The organism is Corynebacterium sp. AOP40-4SA-5, assembly GCF_052377355.1.
Classification (GTDB): Bacteria; Actinomycetota; Actinomycetes; order Mycobacteriales; family Mycobacteriaceae; genus Corynebacterium.
This window is the reverse complement of record NZ_JBQSWS010000001.1, coordinates 127,712-143,924: the sequence shown is the minus strand read 5'-3', so window position 1 is coordinate 143,924 and position 16,213 is coordinate 127,712. Positions and strand designations below refer to the sequence as shown.

Annotated in this window: 14 protein-coding genes; 4 read left to right on the top strand and 10 right to left on the bottom strand. The window is 69.4% G+C overall.

Annotated features, from left to right (window positions below):
• Positions 1–49 precede the first annotated feature (49 nt).
• The 4 genes from ACT3S3_RS00680 to ACT3S3_RS00665 are packed head-to-tail and all read right to left on the bottom strand — an operon-like array spanning position 50 to position 3,524.
• Positions 50–757: a hypothetical protein gene (locus ACT3S3_RS00680; RefSeq protein ID WP_301442860.1), complete on the bottom strand. Its 708-nt coding sequence runs from the start codon at positions 755–757 to the stop codon at positions 50–52.
• 12 nt (positions 758–769) lie between these two features.
• The gene (locus ACT3S3_RS00675; protein WP_301442859.1) at positions 770–1,546 is read right to left on the bottom strand and encodes an ATP-binding cassette domain-containing protein; all 777 of its coding nucleotides are present in this window, start codon (positions 1,544–1,546) and stop codon (positions 770–772) included.
• A complete protein-coding gene (locus ACT3S3_RS00670) occupies positions 1,543–2,544 on the bottom strand; it encodes an ABC transporter permease (RefSeq protein ID WP_301442858.1) in 1,002 nt (333 codons plus the stop codon). The genes ACT3S3_RS00675 and ACT3S3_RS00670 overlap by 4 nt, the downstream gene beginning before the upstream one ends.
• Positions 2,541–3,524, bottom strand: a complete 984-nt coding sequence (locus ACT3S3_RS00665; protein WP_441578790.1) for a substrate-binding domain-containing protein — start codon at positions 3,522–3,524, stop codon at positions 2,541–2,543. The genes ACT3S3_RS00670 and ACT3S3_RS00665 overlap by 4 nt, the downstream gene beginning before the upstream one ends.
• A gap of 286 nt (positions 3,525–3,810) precedes the next feature.
• Between ACT3S3_RS00665 and ACT3S3_RS00660 the strand changes: the two genes are divergently transcribed.
• A complete protein-coding gene (locus ACT3S3_RS00660; protein WP_441578785.1) occupies positions 3,811–4,467 on the top strand; it encodes a LiaF domain-containing protein in 657 nt (218 codons plus the stop codon).
• On the opposite strand, the gene ACT3S3_RS00655 is transcribed toward ACT3S3_RS00660, so the two are convergent.
• Positions 4,464–5,816, bottom strand: coding sequence for an adenosine deaminase (locus tag ACT3S3_RS00655; RefSeq protein WP_301442486.1), 1,353 nt, complete (start codon positions 5,814–5,816; stop codon positions 4,464–4,466). The genes ACT3S3_RS00660 and ACT3S3_RS00655 overlap by 4 nt on opposite strands.
• Positions 5,817–5,887: 71 nt before the next feature.
• Between ACT3S3_RS00655 and ACT3S3_RS00650 the strand changes: the two genes are divergently transcribed.
• Entirely contained in the window at positions 5,888–7,189 is a 1,302-nt protein-coding gene (locus ACT3S3_RS00650; RefSeq protein ID WP_301442485.1) for a D-alanyl-D-alanine carboxypeptidase family protein, read from the top strand.
• A gap of 13 nt (positions 7,190–7,202) precedes the next feature.
• Here the strand turns inward: ACT3S3_RS00650 and ACT3S3_RS00645 are convergent, their stop codons facing one another.
• From ACT3S3_RS00645 to ACT3S3_RS00635, 3 genes are all read right to left on the bottom strand, one after another.
• Positions 7,203–8,294, bottom strand: a complete 1,092-nt coding sequence (locus ACT3S3_RS00645; protein WP_301442484.1) for a YhjD/YihY/BrkB family envelope integrity protein — start codon at positions 8,292–8,294, stop codon at positions 7,203–7,205.
• A gap of 112 nt (positions 8,295–8,406) precedes the next feature.
• Entirely contained in the window at positions 8,407–9,423 is a 1,017-nt protein-coding gene (gene trpS, locus ACT3S3_RS00640; RefSeq protein ID WP_444614743.1) for a tryptophan--tRNA ligase, read from the bottom strand.
• Between the two features lie 11 nt (positions 9,424–9,434).
• Positions 9,435–10,331 carry a LysR family transcriptional regulator gene (locus tag ACT3S3_RS00635; protein ID WP_301442482.1) on the bottom strand — a complete coding sequence of 299 codons (897 nt, stop codon included), beginning with the start codon at positions 10,329–10,331 and terminating at the stop codon, positions 9,435–9,437.
• 72 nt (positions 10,332–10,403) lie between these two features.
• Here ACT3S3_RS00635 and ACT3S3_RS00630 point away from each other — a divergent pair, with 72 nt between their 5' ends.
• Positions 10,404–11,330, top strand: coding sequence for an SLAC1 family transporter (locus ACT3S3_RS00630; RefSeq protein WP_441579703.1), 927 nt, complete (start codon positions 10,404–10,406; stop codon positions 11,328–11,330).
• Here ACT3S3_RS00630 and ACT3S3_RS00625 read toward each other — a convergent pair.
• Positions 11,279–12,232 carry an exodeoxyribonuclease III gene (locus ACT3S3_RS00625; RefSeq protein WP_301442480.1) on the bottom strand — a complete coding sequence of 318 codons (954 nt, stop codon included), beginning with the start codon at positions 12,230–12,232 and terminating at the stop codon, positions 11,279–11,281. The two genes, ACT3S3_RS00630 and ACT3S3_RS00625, sit on opposite strands and share 52 nt — an antisense overlap.
• Positions 12,233–12,235: 3 nt before the next feature.
• A complete protein-coding gene (locus ACT3S3_RS00620; protein ID WP_301442488.1) occupies positions 12,236–13,417 on the bottom strand; it encodes an MFS transporter in 1,182 nt (393 codons plus the stop codon).
• A 470-nt stretch (positions 13,418–13,887) separates the two neighbouring features.
• On the opposite strand from ACT3S3_RS00620, the gene ACT3S3_RS00615 reads away from it, so the two are divergent.
• A complete protein-coding gene (locus ACT3S3_RS00615) occupies positions 13,888–16,143 on the top strand; it encodes an NADP-dependent isocitrate dehydrogenase (RefSeq protein ID WP_441579702.1) in 2,256 nt (751 codons plus the stop codon).
• Positions 16,144–16,213 lie beyond the last annotated feature (70 nt).

Genomic DNA, 16,213 nt, shown 5'->3' with positions numbered 1-16,213 from the left:
CCTCCGTGTCTTCGCGGTCCTCTCGCCAGCCTCCGTGTCCGGGGACCGTTCAGTGTTGTTTCCTGAGAGACCAGTAGTTTTCCTGAGCATACCTGGCCAATGCAAGGCGCCTGGTCGGGGCATTGCCGTTGCGGACGGAGAATCCGGTCACCCCGCTGTTCCCGAGGGCCTTGGAGAGGTAGTCGATCTTGGTGTTCACCTTCTTCTGCGACCATCCCAGGGTCTGCTCCAGGTCCCTCACGGTCGGCACCTCGGACAGGTCCGTCCCGGGACGGCGGACCAGGGGGTCGGCGAGGGCGCACAGGAGGCGGACCTGTTCCTCGTTGAAGATCAGCTCCCCGACGGTCAGGGGCGCCCCGGCGGCGGGGCCCGTGGCGGACGTCCCGGCTGGCGGACGCAGCGTCGCGGCGACGGTGAGGTCGAGTTCGTAGGTGGTCACCGAGGTGGCGAAGACGACCGCGGACTCCCCCAGCGGCAGCGGCAGGCTCGCCCCGCGTCCCAGACGGATCTGGCTGAAGGAGTTCCTCGCCCGCGGCTGGATGTTGGCCGCCAGGCGTCCGCCGAGGTTGGTGATCATCCAGGTGCCGTCGGAGTCCCAGACCTGCAGGAAACGGCGGTGCATGAACTCGTCGTCGGAGCCGAGGGGGAACTCCGCGGCGCGGCCGAGGGTGATCGACTGACCGGGGTTGAGCGCGATCCGGTGGCCGATCTGGTCGTCGATGAGGACCTGGCCGGGCAGCAGGCTGGGAAACGTCATACCGACATGGTCCTACCGTTCGAGCTCGTGCGCCAGGGAATCAAGTTCCCCGCCACCGGCCATCTCCAGGGTGAGCTGCTCGAGGGTGACCTCGTCGCGTGCGGCGTCGAGCACGCTGCCACCCAGGTTCAGCAGGACGAAATGGTCCCCCACCAGGTACGCGTGGTGCGGGTTGTGGGTGATCAGGATGACCCCGACGCCCTCGTCGCGGGCGGCGGCGATGAACTTCAGCACCATGCCGGACTGTTTCACGCCGAGGGCGGCGGTCGGTTCGTCGAGGATCAGGACGCGCGCACCGAAGTACAGGGCGCGCGCGATGGCGACCACCTGGCGCTGGCCTCCGGACAGCGAGGCGATCGGCACCGAGACGTCCTTCAGGTCGACGCCCATGCGCTGCAGGCGCTCGGCGGTGATCTCGCGCATCTGCGCCTCGCGCAGGACGCCGAAGCGTCCGGTCATCTCCTGGCCGAGGAAGAAGTTGCGCCACACGGGCATCTGCCCGACGACGGCGAGGTCCTGGTAGACGGTCGCGATGCCGTGGTCCAGTGCGTCGCGCGGTTTGGCGAAGTTCACGGGCTCTCCGTCGACGAGGATCTCGCCGTCGGTGGGGCCGTGCAGTCCGGCGAGCGTCTTGATCAGGGTTGACTTGCCCGCACCGTTGTCGCCGAGGACGCAGGTGACGCTGCCTTCCCGCACGGACAGGTTGATGTCGTCGAGGGCGCGGAAGGAGCCGTAGCTCTTGCCGACGCCGCGGAGCTCGATTACGGGGGCGGTCTCAGGGTTGGTCACTGTCGGGCCTCCGAGTACTTCGAGAAGGAGTTGTTGGCGAGCACGGCGAGGAGCAGCACTCCGCCGAGGAAGAACTTGAACCAGTCGGGGTTCCAGCCGGCGTAGACGATGCCCTGGTTGGTCATGCCGAAGATCAGGGCGCCGATGGCGGTACCCACGGCGGTGCCCTTGCCGCCAGTCATCGCGCACCCGCCGACGACGGCGGCGATGATGTAGAGGAACTCGTTGCCCACACCCTGACCGGCCTGGATGGAGTCGAACTGGTAGAGGTTGTGCTGGCCGACGAACCAGCAGGACGCGGCGACGGTCATGAACAGGATGATCTTCACCCGGTCGACGGGAACGCCCACGGCGCGGGCGGCGTCCTTGTTCCCGCCGACGGCGAAGATCCAGTTGCCGAACCGGGTCTTGAACAGCACCCAGCTGGCCACCGCGACGAACAGCAGCCACCAGAACACGGTGACCTGCACGGTCACGCCGAAGACGTGGACCGAGCCGGCGAAGAGGCGGCGGCAGAACTCGTAGCCCTGCATGTCGGAGATCACCGGGGTGGCGACCTGGTCGTTGACCAGTTTCGTGACCGCGAGGTTGAGCCCCTGCAGCATGAGGAAGGTGGCCAGGGTGATCAGGAAGCTGGGGATGCCCGTGCGGGTGACCATCCACCCGTTGAAGAAGCCGATGGCCAGGGCGATGAGCAGTGCCAGCAGCGAGCCGACCCAGGTCTGCAGGTGGAAGTTGTAGGCGATCATCGTGGCCGCCAGTGCCGTGGTGGTCACCGCGACGCCGGTCGACAGGTCGAACTCGTCACCGATCATCAGCAGGCCCACGGCCAGCGCCACGATGCCCAGCGTGGAGGACGTGTAGAGCACGGTGGCGACCGCGTCCAGGGAGCGGAAGCTCGGGGCGACGACGAGGAAGAGGATGAAGATCGCCACCGCGCCGATGAGGCTGGCGAACTCGGGGCGGCGCAGCAGGGAGGTCAGTCGGGTCCCGATCATCGCAGGCCCTCCTTCGCGGCGTCGGCGATGGTGTCGATGTTGGATTCGTCCACGAAGCTCGGACCGGTGTACACCGGACGCCCGCCGCCGACAGTGGTGCCGTTGCGCTTGGCCAGCCACAGGGCATCGACGGCCATGTAGCCCTGCAGGTAGGGCTGCTGGTCGACGGCGAAGCTGACCCGTCCGTCGCGGATCGCGGGGACGAGCTCGGCGTTGGTGTCGAAGGTGCCGATGTTGACGTCCGCGCCGGTGGCCTCGGCCGCGTCGGCGACGACGAGGGAGACCGGTGTGACCAGGCCCATGACCCAGTCGATGGAGTTGTCCTGGGCGAGCTTGGACTGCACGGTGGACTTCACCGAGGTGAGGTCCTGGCCGTTGACGTAGAGGATCTCCACGGAGCCGTCGGTGAGGCCCTCGTCGATGCCGGCGCAGCGGGCCTCCTGGGAGGAGTTGCCCTGTTCATGGACCACGCACAGGGTCTTCTTCGCCCCCTCCTCCTGGAGACGTTCACCGGCCTTCTGGCCTGCGACGGCCTCGTCCTGACCGAAGAAGCCGGTGAGTCCGTAGCGCTCGTAGTCCTCCATGCCGGCGTTGAGGCCGACGACGGGGATGCCCGCGTCCACGGCGCGCTGGGCGGCCGGACCGATGGCGTTGGCGTTGGGCATGGTCAGCGCGATGCCGTCGACGTCGGAGTCGATGGCGGACTGCACCAGGCTGGCCTGGTTCGGCGCCTGCGGGTCCGAGCTGTAGCGCAGCTCGATGTTGTCCTTCTTGGCGGCGTCCTCCGCGCCCTTGCGCACGAGGTCCCAGTAGGTGTCGCCGGGGGCACCGTGGCTGACCATGGAGACCACGTAGCGCGGGGTGTCGACGGTGCCGCCGCCTCCCTCCCCGTCCGAGGCACGGGGTGCGCCACCGGTGGCGGAGCAGCCGGCGACGGCGAGTGCTGTGGTCAGTCCGACGGTCGCGGTGGCGGCGGTCAGGACGGTGCGGAGCCGCTTCTTGAAAGTCACAATGCGCTAGTCAATGCCTCTGAAGCGGTTAAGTCAAACCGGCTGACCTGCAGCTTTACCGATACAGTTGATCGGTTCAGGTGGCTCTACCTGCGGTGGGGCGAGCCGGTCCCCCTTTCCCCGCCCGACCCGACCACTCCGCCGCCACCTCGAGCCCTCAGGTCGATTCCCAGGCCCCGCGACGACCTGAGGGCTCAAGGTGGGAGCAGACTCCCGCCGCGCCCACCGTGTCCTGGGTTACAGCTACCCTGAAACCATGGATCCCCTCCCCGACCGCATCACCGACGAGCGCCGCCACCGCCTCAACGACGCCCTCACGTTGGCCGTGGGACAGGGACGGATCGACCTGACCGAGTTCTCCGAACTCAGCGACGCGGTCTGGTCCACCACCGACGTCGAGCGCTTCGACCGGCTCGAGGCCCTGGTGACCGGGAACGACGGACACCGCGACGTCGAGGAACTCGCCGCCAAGGCAGCGGCCCCGGTCCCCGACTTCCCCACCGTCGGGCCCCCTCCGGGCGTCCCCCAGGTGAACTCCCCCTCGCAGAACCTGTGGTTCGGCGACCTCGAACGCAGCGGCAACATGCAGCTCGCCGAGCAGGAGAAGCTCTTCCTGCTGTTCGGGGACGTCCGGCTCGACCTGCGTGAGGCGTCCCTCTCCGCCCCGACGACACATCTGCACGTCACCTCGATCTTCGGCGACGTGAAGCTCACCGTCCCACCCGGCATCCGGGTGGAGAACCGGATGTCGCTGGTCTTCGGCGACGTCAAGGCCGACCAGGGGCCGCGGCTCAGCCCGGGCGCACCCGTGGTCGTCCTCACCGGGCACGCCACCTGCGGTGACCTGAAGATCACCGTCGCCGAACCCGGCGTCCCCCTGAAGAAGAGCTGGTGGGACTGGCTGACCGGCTAGCTCTCGGTCGTGCCTTCTGTGCCTTCTTCGTCATCCTCGTCGTCGAGGCTCAGACCCAGCTCCGCGAGCTCGGCCCGCAGGTTCTCCATCGACAGCTGGACCTCCTCGACGCCGGCGCCGGCACCCGCACCATGCGCGTGGCCGTGGTCGTACTCGTCGTGCAGCCCGGTGAGCCCCGCGGCATCCCCCTCGCCACCGCCCAGGGTGCGGCCGATCTCAGCGTAGGCCGGGTAGATCACGTCCTGCTCCAGCATGGCGCGCAGCGGCTGGTCGCAGAAGGCGTTGTCCAGGGCGTTGGTCGTCATCTCCAGGAACTGCCAGTACTCCAGGCCGAAGTTCTCGGCCAGCGCGATCATCTCGCCGCTCATCGTGCAGCCGGAGACCAGCCGGTTGTCGGTGTTGACCGTGCAGGTGAAGCCCAGTTCGTAGAGCAGGTTGAACGGGTGCTCGGCGATGGTGTCGCACACACCGGTCTGCGTGTTCGAGGTCGGGCAGATCTCCAGGGGGATGCGCCGGTCACGCACGAACCTGGAGACCTCGCCGAGCGCGATACCGCTCATGGAGGCGTCGAAGTCCTCGTAGATGCGCACACCGTGGCCGATGCGCACGGCACCCTGACGCAGGCCGTCGGCGATGGACTCCACGCCGGCCGCCTCACCGGCGTGGACGGTGACGGGCACGAGGTTCTCGCGCAGGATACGGAACGCCTCGACGTGGTTCGACGGCGGGAAACCGTCCTCCGCACCGGCGATGTCGAAGCCCACGACGTAGCCGTCCGCGGGGCTGTCCACACCGTGGTTGTCGACGGTGAGCTGGGCGATCTCCGCGGCACGGTCGGCGTGGCGCATGGCGCACAGCAGCAGCCGGGCGTGGATGGTGCCGCCGCGCTCGGCGACGGCGCGCTCACCGGCCCGCGCACCTTCCACGGTGGCGTCGACGACGTCCTGCAGGCTGAGCCCCTTGGCCTGGTGCTGTTCGGGGGCGAAGCGCAGCTCGGCGTAGCAGACACCGTCTGCGGCGAGGTCCTCGACGGCCTCGCGGGTCACCCGGACCAGGGAGTCACGGGTCTGCATCACGGCGGTGGTGTGGTCGAAGGTGGTGAGGTAGGTGGGCAGGTCGCCGGAGTTGGCGGCGTCGAAGAACCACTTCTCCAGCTCGCCGGCGTCGGTGGTCGGCAGTCCCTCGTAGCCGGTCTCCGCGGCGATGTCGATGATGGTCTGCGGCCGCAGTCCGCCGTCGAGGTGGTCGTGGAGCACGACCTTGGGCAGCCGGCGGATCACGTCCGGGTCCACGGTGGCCTGCTGGGCTTCCTGGGATTCCTGGGATTCACTGTCTCGGGGGTCAGTCATGGTGACCCAGGATAGCCCCGCGCAGTCACGATGTCCGTGCCCGGCCCCGCTGGCGATAGAATAGGTGCCCGATGAACGCACACACTCTCCCCCGCCGCCGCTCCCTCACGGCCACCGTCCTCACCGCGTCGTTGGCGGTCAGCCTCGCCGGTCCGCTCGCCGCCCCCGCCTTCGCGGAGACCGGACTCAACGGCGTGGAGAAGGACGACTGGCTGCCGTTGACCGCCGACCCGGGCGCCCCGTTGCCGCCGGACCGTTTCCTCGACACGGACCGCTGCCCCTTCGCCGCGGAGCTCCCCCCGGCGTTCGACGCCGACGCACTGCCGGACGAGGGGCAGGACGCCCCGGCGCCGATCACGGTGGAGCGTCCGGACCCCGGCGGCGAGGCGCTCGACACGTGCGGCCCGGTCTCCGCACCGGGCCTGGACATGCCGGAGCGGCTCAGCCTGGGCAGCTACATGGTGTACGACGTCGACTCCGGCGACGTGCTGGCCACCAAGGACCCCTACGGGCTGTACCGTCCGGCGTCGATCATCAAGGCGTTGCTGCTGATGACCGCGCTGGACAACCTCGACATGGACCAGGTCGTCCCGGTCAGTGACGAGGCCGTGGCCGTGGACGGTTCCCAGGTGGGTGTGGGCCCGGGCGGACGCTACACCGCCCGTGAGCTGCTGCTGGGCCTGGCGATGCGTTCCGGCAACGACGCCGCGATCGCGCTCGCCGAGGCCATGGGCGGCCAGGAGGCCACGGTGGCGAAGATGCAGGAGCTGGCCGATTCGTTGGGCACGCAGGCCACCCGCGTGGTCACCGTGCACGGGCTCGACAGCCCCGGGGTGCAGACCACCGCCTACGACATGGCCCTGATCTACCGCGAGGTCTTCCAGCGGGAGGACGCCCGCGCGATCCTCGGCCAGGAGACCATGGACTTCCCCGGCTACGACGACATGGAGGGTTTCGAGCTCTCCAGCGACAACGAGATGCTGTTCAACTACCCGGGCACGATCGGCGGCAAGACCGGCTTCACCGACAACGCCCGCCACACCTTCTCGGTCGCCGCGGAACGCGACGGACGCACCCTCGGCGTGGTGCTGCTGAACTCCACGATCGCCGCAGGACGCCCCGCGGAGCAGGCCAGCGCCATTCTCGACGCCGCCTTCGCCGCCCCGGCCGACGCGTCCATCGGCACGCTCGACGCACCGGAGGAGGAACCCGCCCCGCAGGAGACCGCCGCGCAGGACGCCACGGCGCAGGACGCGTCCGATGCCTCTGACTCCCCCGACGGCGTGGACGTGCGTGCGATCGCCGGCGTCGGCATCGCCGTCCTGCTGCTCGGCGTGCTCGCCGCGGGCGCGGCGCGCTTCCGGCGCCGCTGAACGCGGCAGGAACCTACCGGCGGCGTCGGGCCCGGCCGAGCAGGCCGGCCGCGGCCGCACCGACGGCGGTGCCGATCCCGACCATCCCGACGGGGCTGAGGGAACGCGCCCCGGGCCGCACCTCCTGGCGCACGCGGATGACCGCGGCGGGCGGTGCGTCCGGCACCATCTCCGCCAGCGCCTCCGGGGTGGTCGCGGTCCAGGCGGCGAGGTAGAGCGTGACCCGCCAGACCAGGTAGAGCACGACCATCACACCGATGACCGGGCCGAAGGCCGCGCCCGCCGGGTTGGACAGCGCGTTGGAGAAGATCATCGTGGCCACCTGCTTGATGACCTCGAAGGCCACCGCCCCGATCACCGCGGCACGGGCCGCCGCCGGGCGCGGGACGCGGTACCGCGGCAGGTAGAGCATCAGCCAGAAGAAGACGATCCAGTTGGCGATCAGCGCCACGACCAGGGCCACCAGCCAGGTGATGAACCTGATGCCGGGGACGTCGCCCAGCCCGATGGCGTCCAGCGCACTCGTGGTGAAACCGCCGCCGCCGATCGCGGTCACGGCGAACGCCACCGCCAGCGCGATGAGCAGGCCGAACAGGCCGACCAGGTCGCTGATCTTGCCCTTGAGGAAGTTCTCCGCCTTGCCGGGGACCTTCCACATCTCGGAGACACCCATGCGCAGGTTGGCCATCCACCCCAGCCCGGTCCACAGGGCCAGCACGAGGCCGATGCCGAACACGCTGCCACGTTGGTCGATCGCCTGGGTGATGATGTCGTTGATCGTGTCGCCGAGCTCACCGCCCGCCGACTCGGTCACGGTGTCCATGATCTCGTCGAGCAGTTCCTCGTTGCCGGCCACGACCATCGCCACGGTCGCGAAGACCAGCATGATCAGCGGGAAGATCGACAGGACCGAGAAGTAGGTGATGCCGGCGGCGAAGTGGTTGCCACCCTGGTCGGTGTAGCGCTCGTTCATGCGCATCACGTGGTCGAACCACGGCCACTTGTCCCGGTAGCGGTCGATCGCCCCCGGGGAGTCGTCCGTGGACCGTTCGATGCCGTGGTCGTCCAACTTATCCCGGTCGGAGGCGGTGATCGTGCGAGCCATCGGAAGGACTCCTCTTGTGTATGTCTCTTGGTCTTGTGTATGTCTCTTGGTCGTCGGTATTAAAGGTCGTACCCGTGGCACCACACTAGTTCATGGCCAGCGACGTGGACCCCTACCTCAGCAACCCCATCTTCCCGTACACGTCGGCGACCACGGACTCGGCGACGACGCCGGCCTTCTGGGCTCCCCGGTCGAGGATGCGCTGCAGCTCGGCGGGGTCGGCCATGTACTCGTCGTAGCGGGCCTTCAGCGGGGTGGTGAACGCCGTGAGTGCCTCGGCGGTGTCGACCTTCAGCGCACCGTACTGCGCCCCGGCCGCCTGGTAGTCGGCGACGATGTCGTCCACGCTGCGCCGCGTGAGGGCGGACTGGATCACCAGCAGGTTGGACACACCGGGCTTGTTCTCCCGGTCGAAGCGGATCTCGCCGTCGGTGTCCGTCACCGCGGACCTGATCCGCTTGGCGGAGGTCTTCGGGTCGTCGAGCAGGTTGACCAGGCCCTTGGGGTTGTCGCCGGACTTGCTCATCTTCGCCGTGGGGTCCTGCAGGTCGTAGATCTTCGCCGCACCCTCCGGGATGAACCCGTCCGGCACCACGAACGTCTCGCCGAAGCGGGCGTTGAAGCGCTCGGCCAGGTTGCGGGTCAGTTCCAGGTGCTGGCGCTGGTCCTCGCCCACGGGCACGAGCTGCGGGCGGTAGAGCAGGATGTCCGCGGCCATGAGCATCGGGTACATGAACAGGCCGGCGGAGGTGCGCTCGGCACCACGCTTGGCGGACTTGTCCTTGAACTGGGTCATCCGCGAGGCCTCGCCGAAGCCGGTGAGGCAGGTCAGCACCCACGCCAGCTCGGCGTGCTGGGGCACCTGGGACTGCACGAAGATCGTGGACTTCTCCGGGTCGATGCCCAGCGCCAGCAGCTGCGCCACCCCGGCGAGCGTGCGCTCGCGCAGTTCGGTGGGGTCCTGGTCCACGGTGATGGCGTGGAGGTTGGGGATGAAGTAGAAGGCGTCGTACCCGTCCTGCAGGTCGATCCACTGCCGGACCGCCCCGAGGTAGTTCCCGAGGTGGTAGGAGTCCGCCGTGGGCTGGATGCCGGACAGGACGCGCTTGATCTGTGCTTCATCGCTCATGGCAGCACATGTTACCCGCGCACTTTGGCGATCCGTAGCAGTGCCTCCGCATCCGGGTCCCCCACTCCCAGCGGACGGCCCCGCGGGTACACCGCGCGCAGCATCCGACGGAAGGTCACGCCGGTCACGGGGACCGCCACGAGCTCGCCGGACGCCAGTTGCGCCGACACCGCCCGCGCGGCGATCACCGTCGGCTCCCCCATCCCGGTCACCGCGGCGCGTTGCGCGGCCAGGGAACCGAACTCCCCGGCGGGTTCGGCCAGCGGGCCCAGGGCCGCCTCCACGATCTCGCGGCTGCCCGAGCCCTGCTCCCGGGTGATCAGCGGGGTGCGGCGCAGCTGCCCCGCGGTCACCCCCGTCCCGGCCCACGGGTGTGTCGGCGGGACGACGAGGATGAGGTCGTCCACCCCGACGACGTCGGACGCCAGGCCGTGCGAGACCTCCGCGCCCTCGACGAAGCCCAGGACGCACTCCCCTCCCGCCACCGCCTCGCACACCTCGGCGCTGTTGCGCGAGCGCAACAGCAGGCGCACCGCCGGGTTCTCCCGGTGGAAGCGTGCGGCCCACGTCGGGAAGTACAGTTCGGCGACGGTGTTCGACACCGCCACGGGCAGTGAGCGCACCGCGTCCGGACGCGTCGTCGCCGCGACCGTGCGGGAGAACTCGCCCGCCGCGCCGAGCAGGTCGCGGGCGGCGTCCAGCACGGTCCTGCCCCGCTCCGTGGGCTCCGATCCCCCCACCCCGCGGCGGAAGACCACCACGCCGAGCGTCTTCTCCGCCGCGGCCACCCGGGCGCTGACCGTCTGCTGGCTCAGCCCCAGGTCACGCGCCGCGGCGGCGATGCTGCGGTGCTCGTCGACGGCGACGAGGGTGGCGATCTGGTCGACCGGCGGGACGTGGGGGTACATATGGTCACTGTACCCCGTTCCACCTGCACCGTTATCCCCGGTCCGCGTCCGCCCCGGCTACGGTCGGCAACCATGACCACCGCGACGCCCCTCCCCGCACCCGGCCCCGCCTGGGGCGGGGCGCTGATGGGAGTCTCCGTCACCGCGTCGATGGTCGGGGTCCACGTCGGGAGTGTCGCGGGCGGTGTCGTGACCGTCGTCGCCGTCCTTGTCGCCGTCGTGCTGCTCAGCGGGGGCCGAAGCTGGCGGACCACCGACCTGCCGGCCTGGTCGACGGTGACGATGGGTGTCCTGGCCCTCGGCTCCGCCGCCGACTCCACCCTCGGGTTCACCACGGTCCACCTGGTCACCTGGCTGGTCGGGACCGTCGCCGCCGTCGTCGTGTTCGTTCCGCAGACCCTGGCCCTGGTGCGCGGCAGACTGCCCCGCACGTTCCCGGCGGCGTTACCCCTGGTCACCCCGATGGTGGCCGCCACCAACGCCGCCCAGCTGGGCCACCCGCTGCCCGGTACGCTCTGTTTCGTGGCGTCGCTGCTGACCGGCGTCCCCGCCCTCTGTCTCGTCTACCTCACCGCAGGACGGCACCCGGAACCGCCGGCCGCGGCCACGGCGTGGATCCCCCTCGGCATCGTCGGTCAGAGCGCCACCGCCGCCCTGCTGCTCGCCGGGTGCACGGTCTACGCCGGTGCCGTCCTCGCCCTGGGGGTCCCCGCCGCACTGTGGGCCCTGCGGGTCCACTGGGGGACGCTGCTGCGGACCCCGCCGGCCACGTCCCTCGCCACCTACGGCCCCGCCTGGTGGTCCTGCACCTTCCCCGTCGGCACCTGCAGCCTGGGCACCCACCACCTGTCCCTCGCCACCGGTGCCGCCTGGCTGGACGGGGTCAGCGCCGTGCTGCTCGCACTGCTCGTGCTGCACGTCGCCCTCGCCACGGCGGGACTGGCAGGTCAGCTGTACGTGACCAGCACCGGCGAGTGGTCGCTCCAGCGCAGGTCGTAGTGCTCCGCCCGGTCCACCCAGGCGGCCTCGACGCGGTCCATCAGGTCGGACGTCGCGGCCTGGTAGTCGATGCGCCAGCCGGCGCCCGTGTCGAAGGCCTTGCCACGCCACGTCCACCACGAGTACGGGCCGTCCTCGTCCGGGTGGAGCCGACGCAGGGCGTCGAACCAGCGCGGTTCCTGCGCCGCCTGCGGCGCCGCCCCGGCGGGGACGTACTCCACCGCGCCGACGTAGTCGGACGGCTGACCCGCCGGGTTGCCGGTGCGTCCTGCGTCGGTGGGGTCGCCGACCTGCGTCGCCCCGTCGGGGAAGGTGCCGAACACCGAGTCCATGAACGCGCGTTCGGACGGCAGGAACCCGGACTTCTTCCGGTTGGGACGCCAGTTCTTCAGGTCCTGACGCCGGTGGCAGATGTTCCAGTCCCCGCCCACGACCATCTGCGGGTGTACCGCGGCCTGCTGCTCCAGGTAGGGGCCGAAGACGTCGAGGAAGCGGAACTTCTCGTCCTGCTTCGCGGTCCCCTCCGCGCCGGACGGCAGGTAGACGCTGGCCACGCGCAGGCCGGCGGTGGTGGCCTCGATGTAGCGTCCGGCGTCGTCGAACTCGGTGCTGAAGCCCTCCCCGAAACCGACCTGCACGTCCTCGATCGCATGGCGCGACAGGACGGCGACCCCGGCGCGTCCCTTCGCCGCGGCTTCCGCCTGCACCAGATGCCAGCCGGCCTCCAGTGCCGGGGCCAGCGCCTTCTGCGTCTGCTCCGGGGTGGCGCGCACCTCCTGCAGCAGCACCACCTCCGCCGGGGTGGACTCCAGCCACGGCAGGATCCCGTGGTTGTCCTCGTTGCGGACCTTCGCGGCGGCACGGATGCCGTTGACGTTGACGGTGGCGACTGTGATGCTCATGCCCTAGACACTAGCGGGCGGTGTCCCGGCACGACGGCGCAGGAGGTAGGTCGGCACGAAGACCGCGATACCGCACAACGCCATGCCCATGCCCGCCAACGCCGGTGCCGAGTAGGAGTACCCGGCGCTGATCACCGCGCCACCGACGGCCGCACCGGCGGCGTTGGCCAGGTTCAGCGCGGAGTGGTTCATCGAGGCGGCGAGGTTCTGCGCGTCCCCGGCGACGTCCATCAGACGGGTCTGCAGGTTGATCGTCATCACCGAGCCGGACATGGCGATCAGCCCGAAGTTCACGATGGCCAGCCAGGCGACCGAGCTCGTGAAGTAGAACGCGCCGAGCATGACCACCATGGCCACCAGGGAGCCGAAGATCGTGCCCTCCACGTTGACGTCCGACAGCCGGCCGCCCACGTAGGTGCCGGCGACCATGCCCACGCCGTAGACCATGAGCACCAGCCACATGAAGCTCTCCGGGAAGCCCGCGCGCTCGGTCATCGTCCAGGAGATGTAGGTGTATACGCAGAACATGCCGCCGAAGCCGACCGTGCCGAGCAGCAGCGTGAGCATCACCTGCGGGTTCACCAGGGCACTGAGCTCGGTCGCCGGACGCGTCGCCGGCATCATCGTCATGTGCGGCAGCGAGTACCACAGGCCGACCAGGGTGACCAGGCCGATCACCGCGACCAGGGCGAAGGCGGCGTTCCAGCCGAGCTGCTGGCCGATCCACTGTGCGGCGGGCACGCCGGCGACGGTGGCCACCGACAGCCCCATCGACACCTGCGCCACCGCACGGCCGCGCTTGCCCGGGTCCGCCATGGACGCGCCGATCAGCGCGGCGGCGGCGAAGTAGGCGCCGTGCGGGATGCCGGCGATGAACCTCGACAGCATCAGCAGCCCGTAGGAGCCGGCGAGCACGCTGAGCGCGTTGCCCACGGTGAACGCCGCCATGAGGATCAGCACCAGCCGACGCCGCGGCATCGACCCGGTCAGCGCCGTGATCACCGGGGCGCCGACGACCACACCCAGGGCGTAGGCGGTGATGACGTGCCCGGCGGTGGCCTCGGAGATGGAGAAGTCGTCGGCGATGTAGTTCAGCAGACCCATCGCGACGAACTCGGTGGTGCCGATGCCGAACCCGCCGAGGGCGAGCATGAGGATCGCGATGGGGCGCCGGCGGCGCCCCATCTCCGTCTGCCGTGGCAGCGGACGACGGTGCGGACGCGGCAGGTCGGTGAGCCGCTTCAGGCGCGACGGCGCGGTGTCGGTTTCGGTCACGGGTGGCTCCTCGGTCAGTAGTTCACGGTCACAGTCAATGATCAACCCGTATCGATTCAGATATATTCCAGGCGTCTGTCGGGGAGATTTCACTGATACCGAGATAACGGTCTCTCCCCGGGTGTAGGGTATCGGGCGCCTTCTTTCGTCCCGGAGCCAACCCTCGCCCGCCGACGCGACCGGCATTGCCGTATCATCGCGATGGTAGATGCCCGGGCGGAACCTTTCCACAGGAAGGACCCGCGGGGCAGTTCACTGAGATAACGAGACGACATTACGCAGGTGCGCCCCGTCGGCGTCCCTCACGAGGGGACGGCCGACCGGCCGCGGCACCAGCCGGTGACCACCGGCGTGACTATCGAAGAGGGAGACACCGGCCCATGGCCAAGATCATCTACACGCGAACCGACGAAGCACCACTGCTCGCGACCTACTCGCTGAAGCCCGTCATCGAGGCCTTCGCCTCCACCACCGGCGTGGCCGTGGAGACCCGGGACATCTCCCTGGCCGCCCGCATCCTCTCGGCGTTCGACGACGTCCTGCCGGAGAACCAGCGTGTCCACGACGCCCTCGCCGAGCTCGGCGAGCTCACCAAGCAGCCGGACGCCAACATCATCAAGCTGCCGAACATCTCGGCGTCCGTCCCGCAGCTCAAGGCCGCCGTCGCCGAGCTGCAGGCCCACGGTTACGACCTGCCCGACTACCCGGACGAGCCGTCCACCGACGAGGAGAAGGACGCCCGCGCCCGCTACGACTCCGTCAAGGGCTCCGCGGTCAACCCGGTGCTGCGCGAGGGCAACTCCGACCGCCGTGCCCCCAAGGCGGTCAAGAACTTCGCCCGCAAGCACCCGCACCGTATGGGCGAGTGGTCGGCCGACTCGAAGACGAACGTCGCGACCATGTCGGACGGCGACTTCCGCCACAACGAGCAGTCCGTGGTCATCGACGGCGACGACACCCTCACCATCCGCCTCGTCGGTGACGACGGCGAGACCACCGTCCTGAAGGACGGCCTGAAGGTGCTCGACAAGGAGATCGTCGACACGACCGTCCTGCGCGCCACGGACCTCGACGCCTTCCTCAAGGCGCAGGTCGCCCGCGCCAAGGAGGAGGGCATCCTCTTCTCCGCACACCTGAAGGCCACGATGATGAAGGTCTCCGACCCGATCATCTTCGGCCACGTGGTGCGCGCCTTCTTCTCCGACGTCTTCGACACCTACGGCGAGACGCTCTTCGCCAAGGGCCTCAACGGCGAGAACGGCCTCGCGGCCATCTACTCCGGCCTCGAGGACTACGCCGACGAGATCGGCGCCGACCTGGCCGCCGAGATCCGCGCCGCCTTCGACAAGGGCCTGGCGGACGGCCCGGACCTGGCCATGGTCAACTCGCACAAGGGCATCACCGGCCTGCACGTGCCGTCCGACATCATCGTCGACGCCTCCATGCCGGCGATGATCCGCAGCGGCGGCCACATGTGGAACAAGGACGACGCGGAGCAGGACGCCCTCGCCGTCATCCCGGACTCCTCCTACGCCGGCGTGTTCCAGACCGTGATCGAGGACTGCCGGAAGAACGGCGCCTTCGACCCGACCACGATGGGCACCGTGCCCAACGTGGGCCTGATGGCGCAGAAGGCCGAGGAGTACGGCTCCCACGACAAGACCTTCAAGATCGCCACCGCCGGCACCGTCGAGGTCGTCGACTCCTCCGGTGAGGTGCTCATGTCTCACACCGTCGCCCCCGGCGACGTGTGGCGTGCCTGCCAGGCCAAGGACGTGCCGATCCGCGACTGGGTGAAGCTGGCCGTGAGCCGTGCCCGCGACACCGGTGCCCCGGCCGTGTTCTGGCTCGACCCGGAGCGCGCCCACGACCGCAACATGACCGCCAAGGTCGAGGAGTACCTCAAGGACACCGACCTGGTCGGCGACATCGAGGGCCTGGACCTGCGCATCCTCTCCCCGGTGGACGCCTGCCAGCTGTCCGTGGACCGCATCCGCGCCGGCGAGGACACCATCTCGGTCTCCGGCAACGTGCTGCGTGACTACCTCACCGACCTCTTCCCCATCATGGAGCTGGGCACCAGCGCCAAGATGCTGTCCATCGTGCCGCTGATCGCCGGTGGCGGGCTGTTCGAGACCGGTGCCGGCGGATCCGCACCGAAGCACGTCCAGCAGCTCATCGAGGAGGACTACCTGCGCTGGGACTCCCTGGGCGAGTTCCTGGCCCTGGCCGAGTCGCTGCGTAAGCTCGCCGAGACCGACAACAACCCGCGCACCCCGATCCTGGCGGACGCGCTGGACGCGGCGACGGAGCGCATCCTCAACGAGGACCTCTCCCCCGCCCGTGTCGTCGGCGAGATCGACAACCGCGGCAGCCACTACTGGCTGGCACGCTACTGGGCGCTGAACCTGTCGAAGCAGACGGACGACGCCGAGCTCGCCGAGATCTTCGCCCCCGTCGCCGAGGAGCTCGAGGCCAAGTACGAGACCGTCAAGAAGGAGATGCGTGGCGGCCAGGGGTCCTCAGCGGACCTCGGCGGCTACTACTGGCTCGACGAGGAGAAGACCACGAAGGTCATGCGCCCGTCCGCCACCTTCAACGCGGTCATCGACGGGCTCACCGCCCGCAACGCCTGATCCGCGCGGCTCCCCTTCACTGAACAGCTCGGTCTACCGGTGACAATGTGCTGACCTGCACATTTCGCCG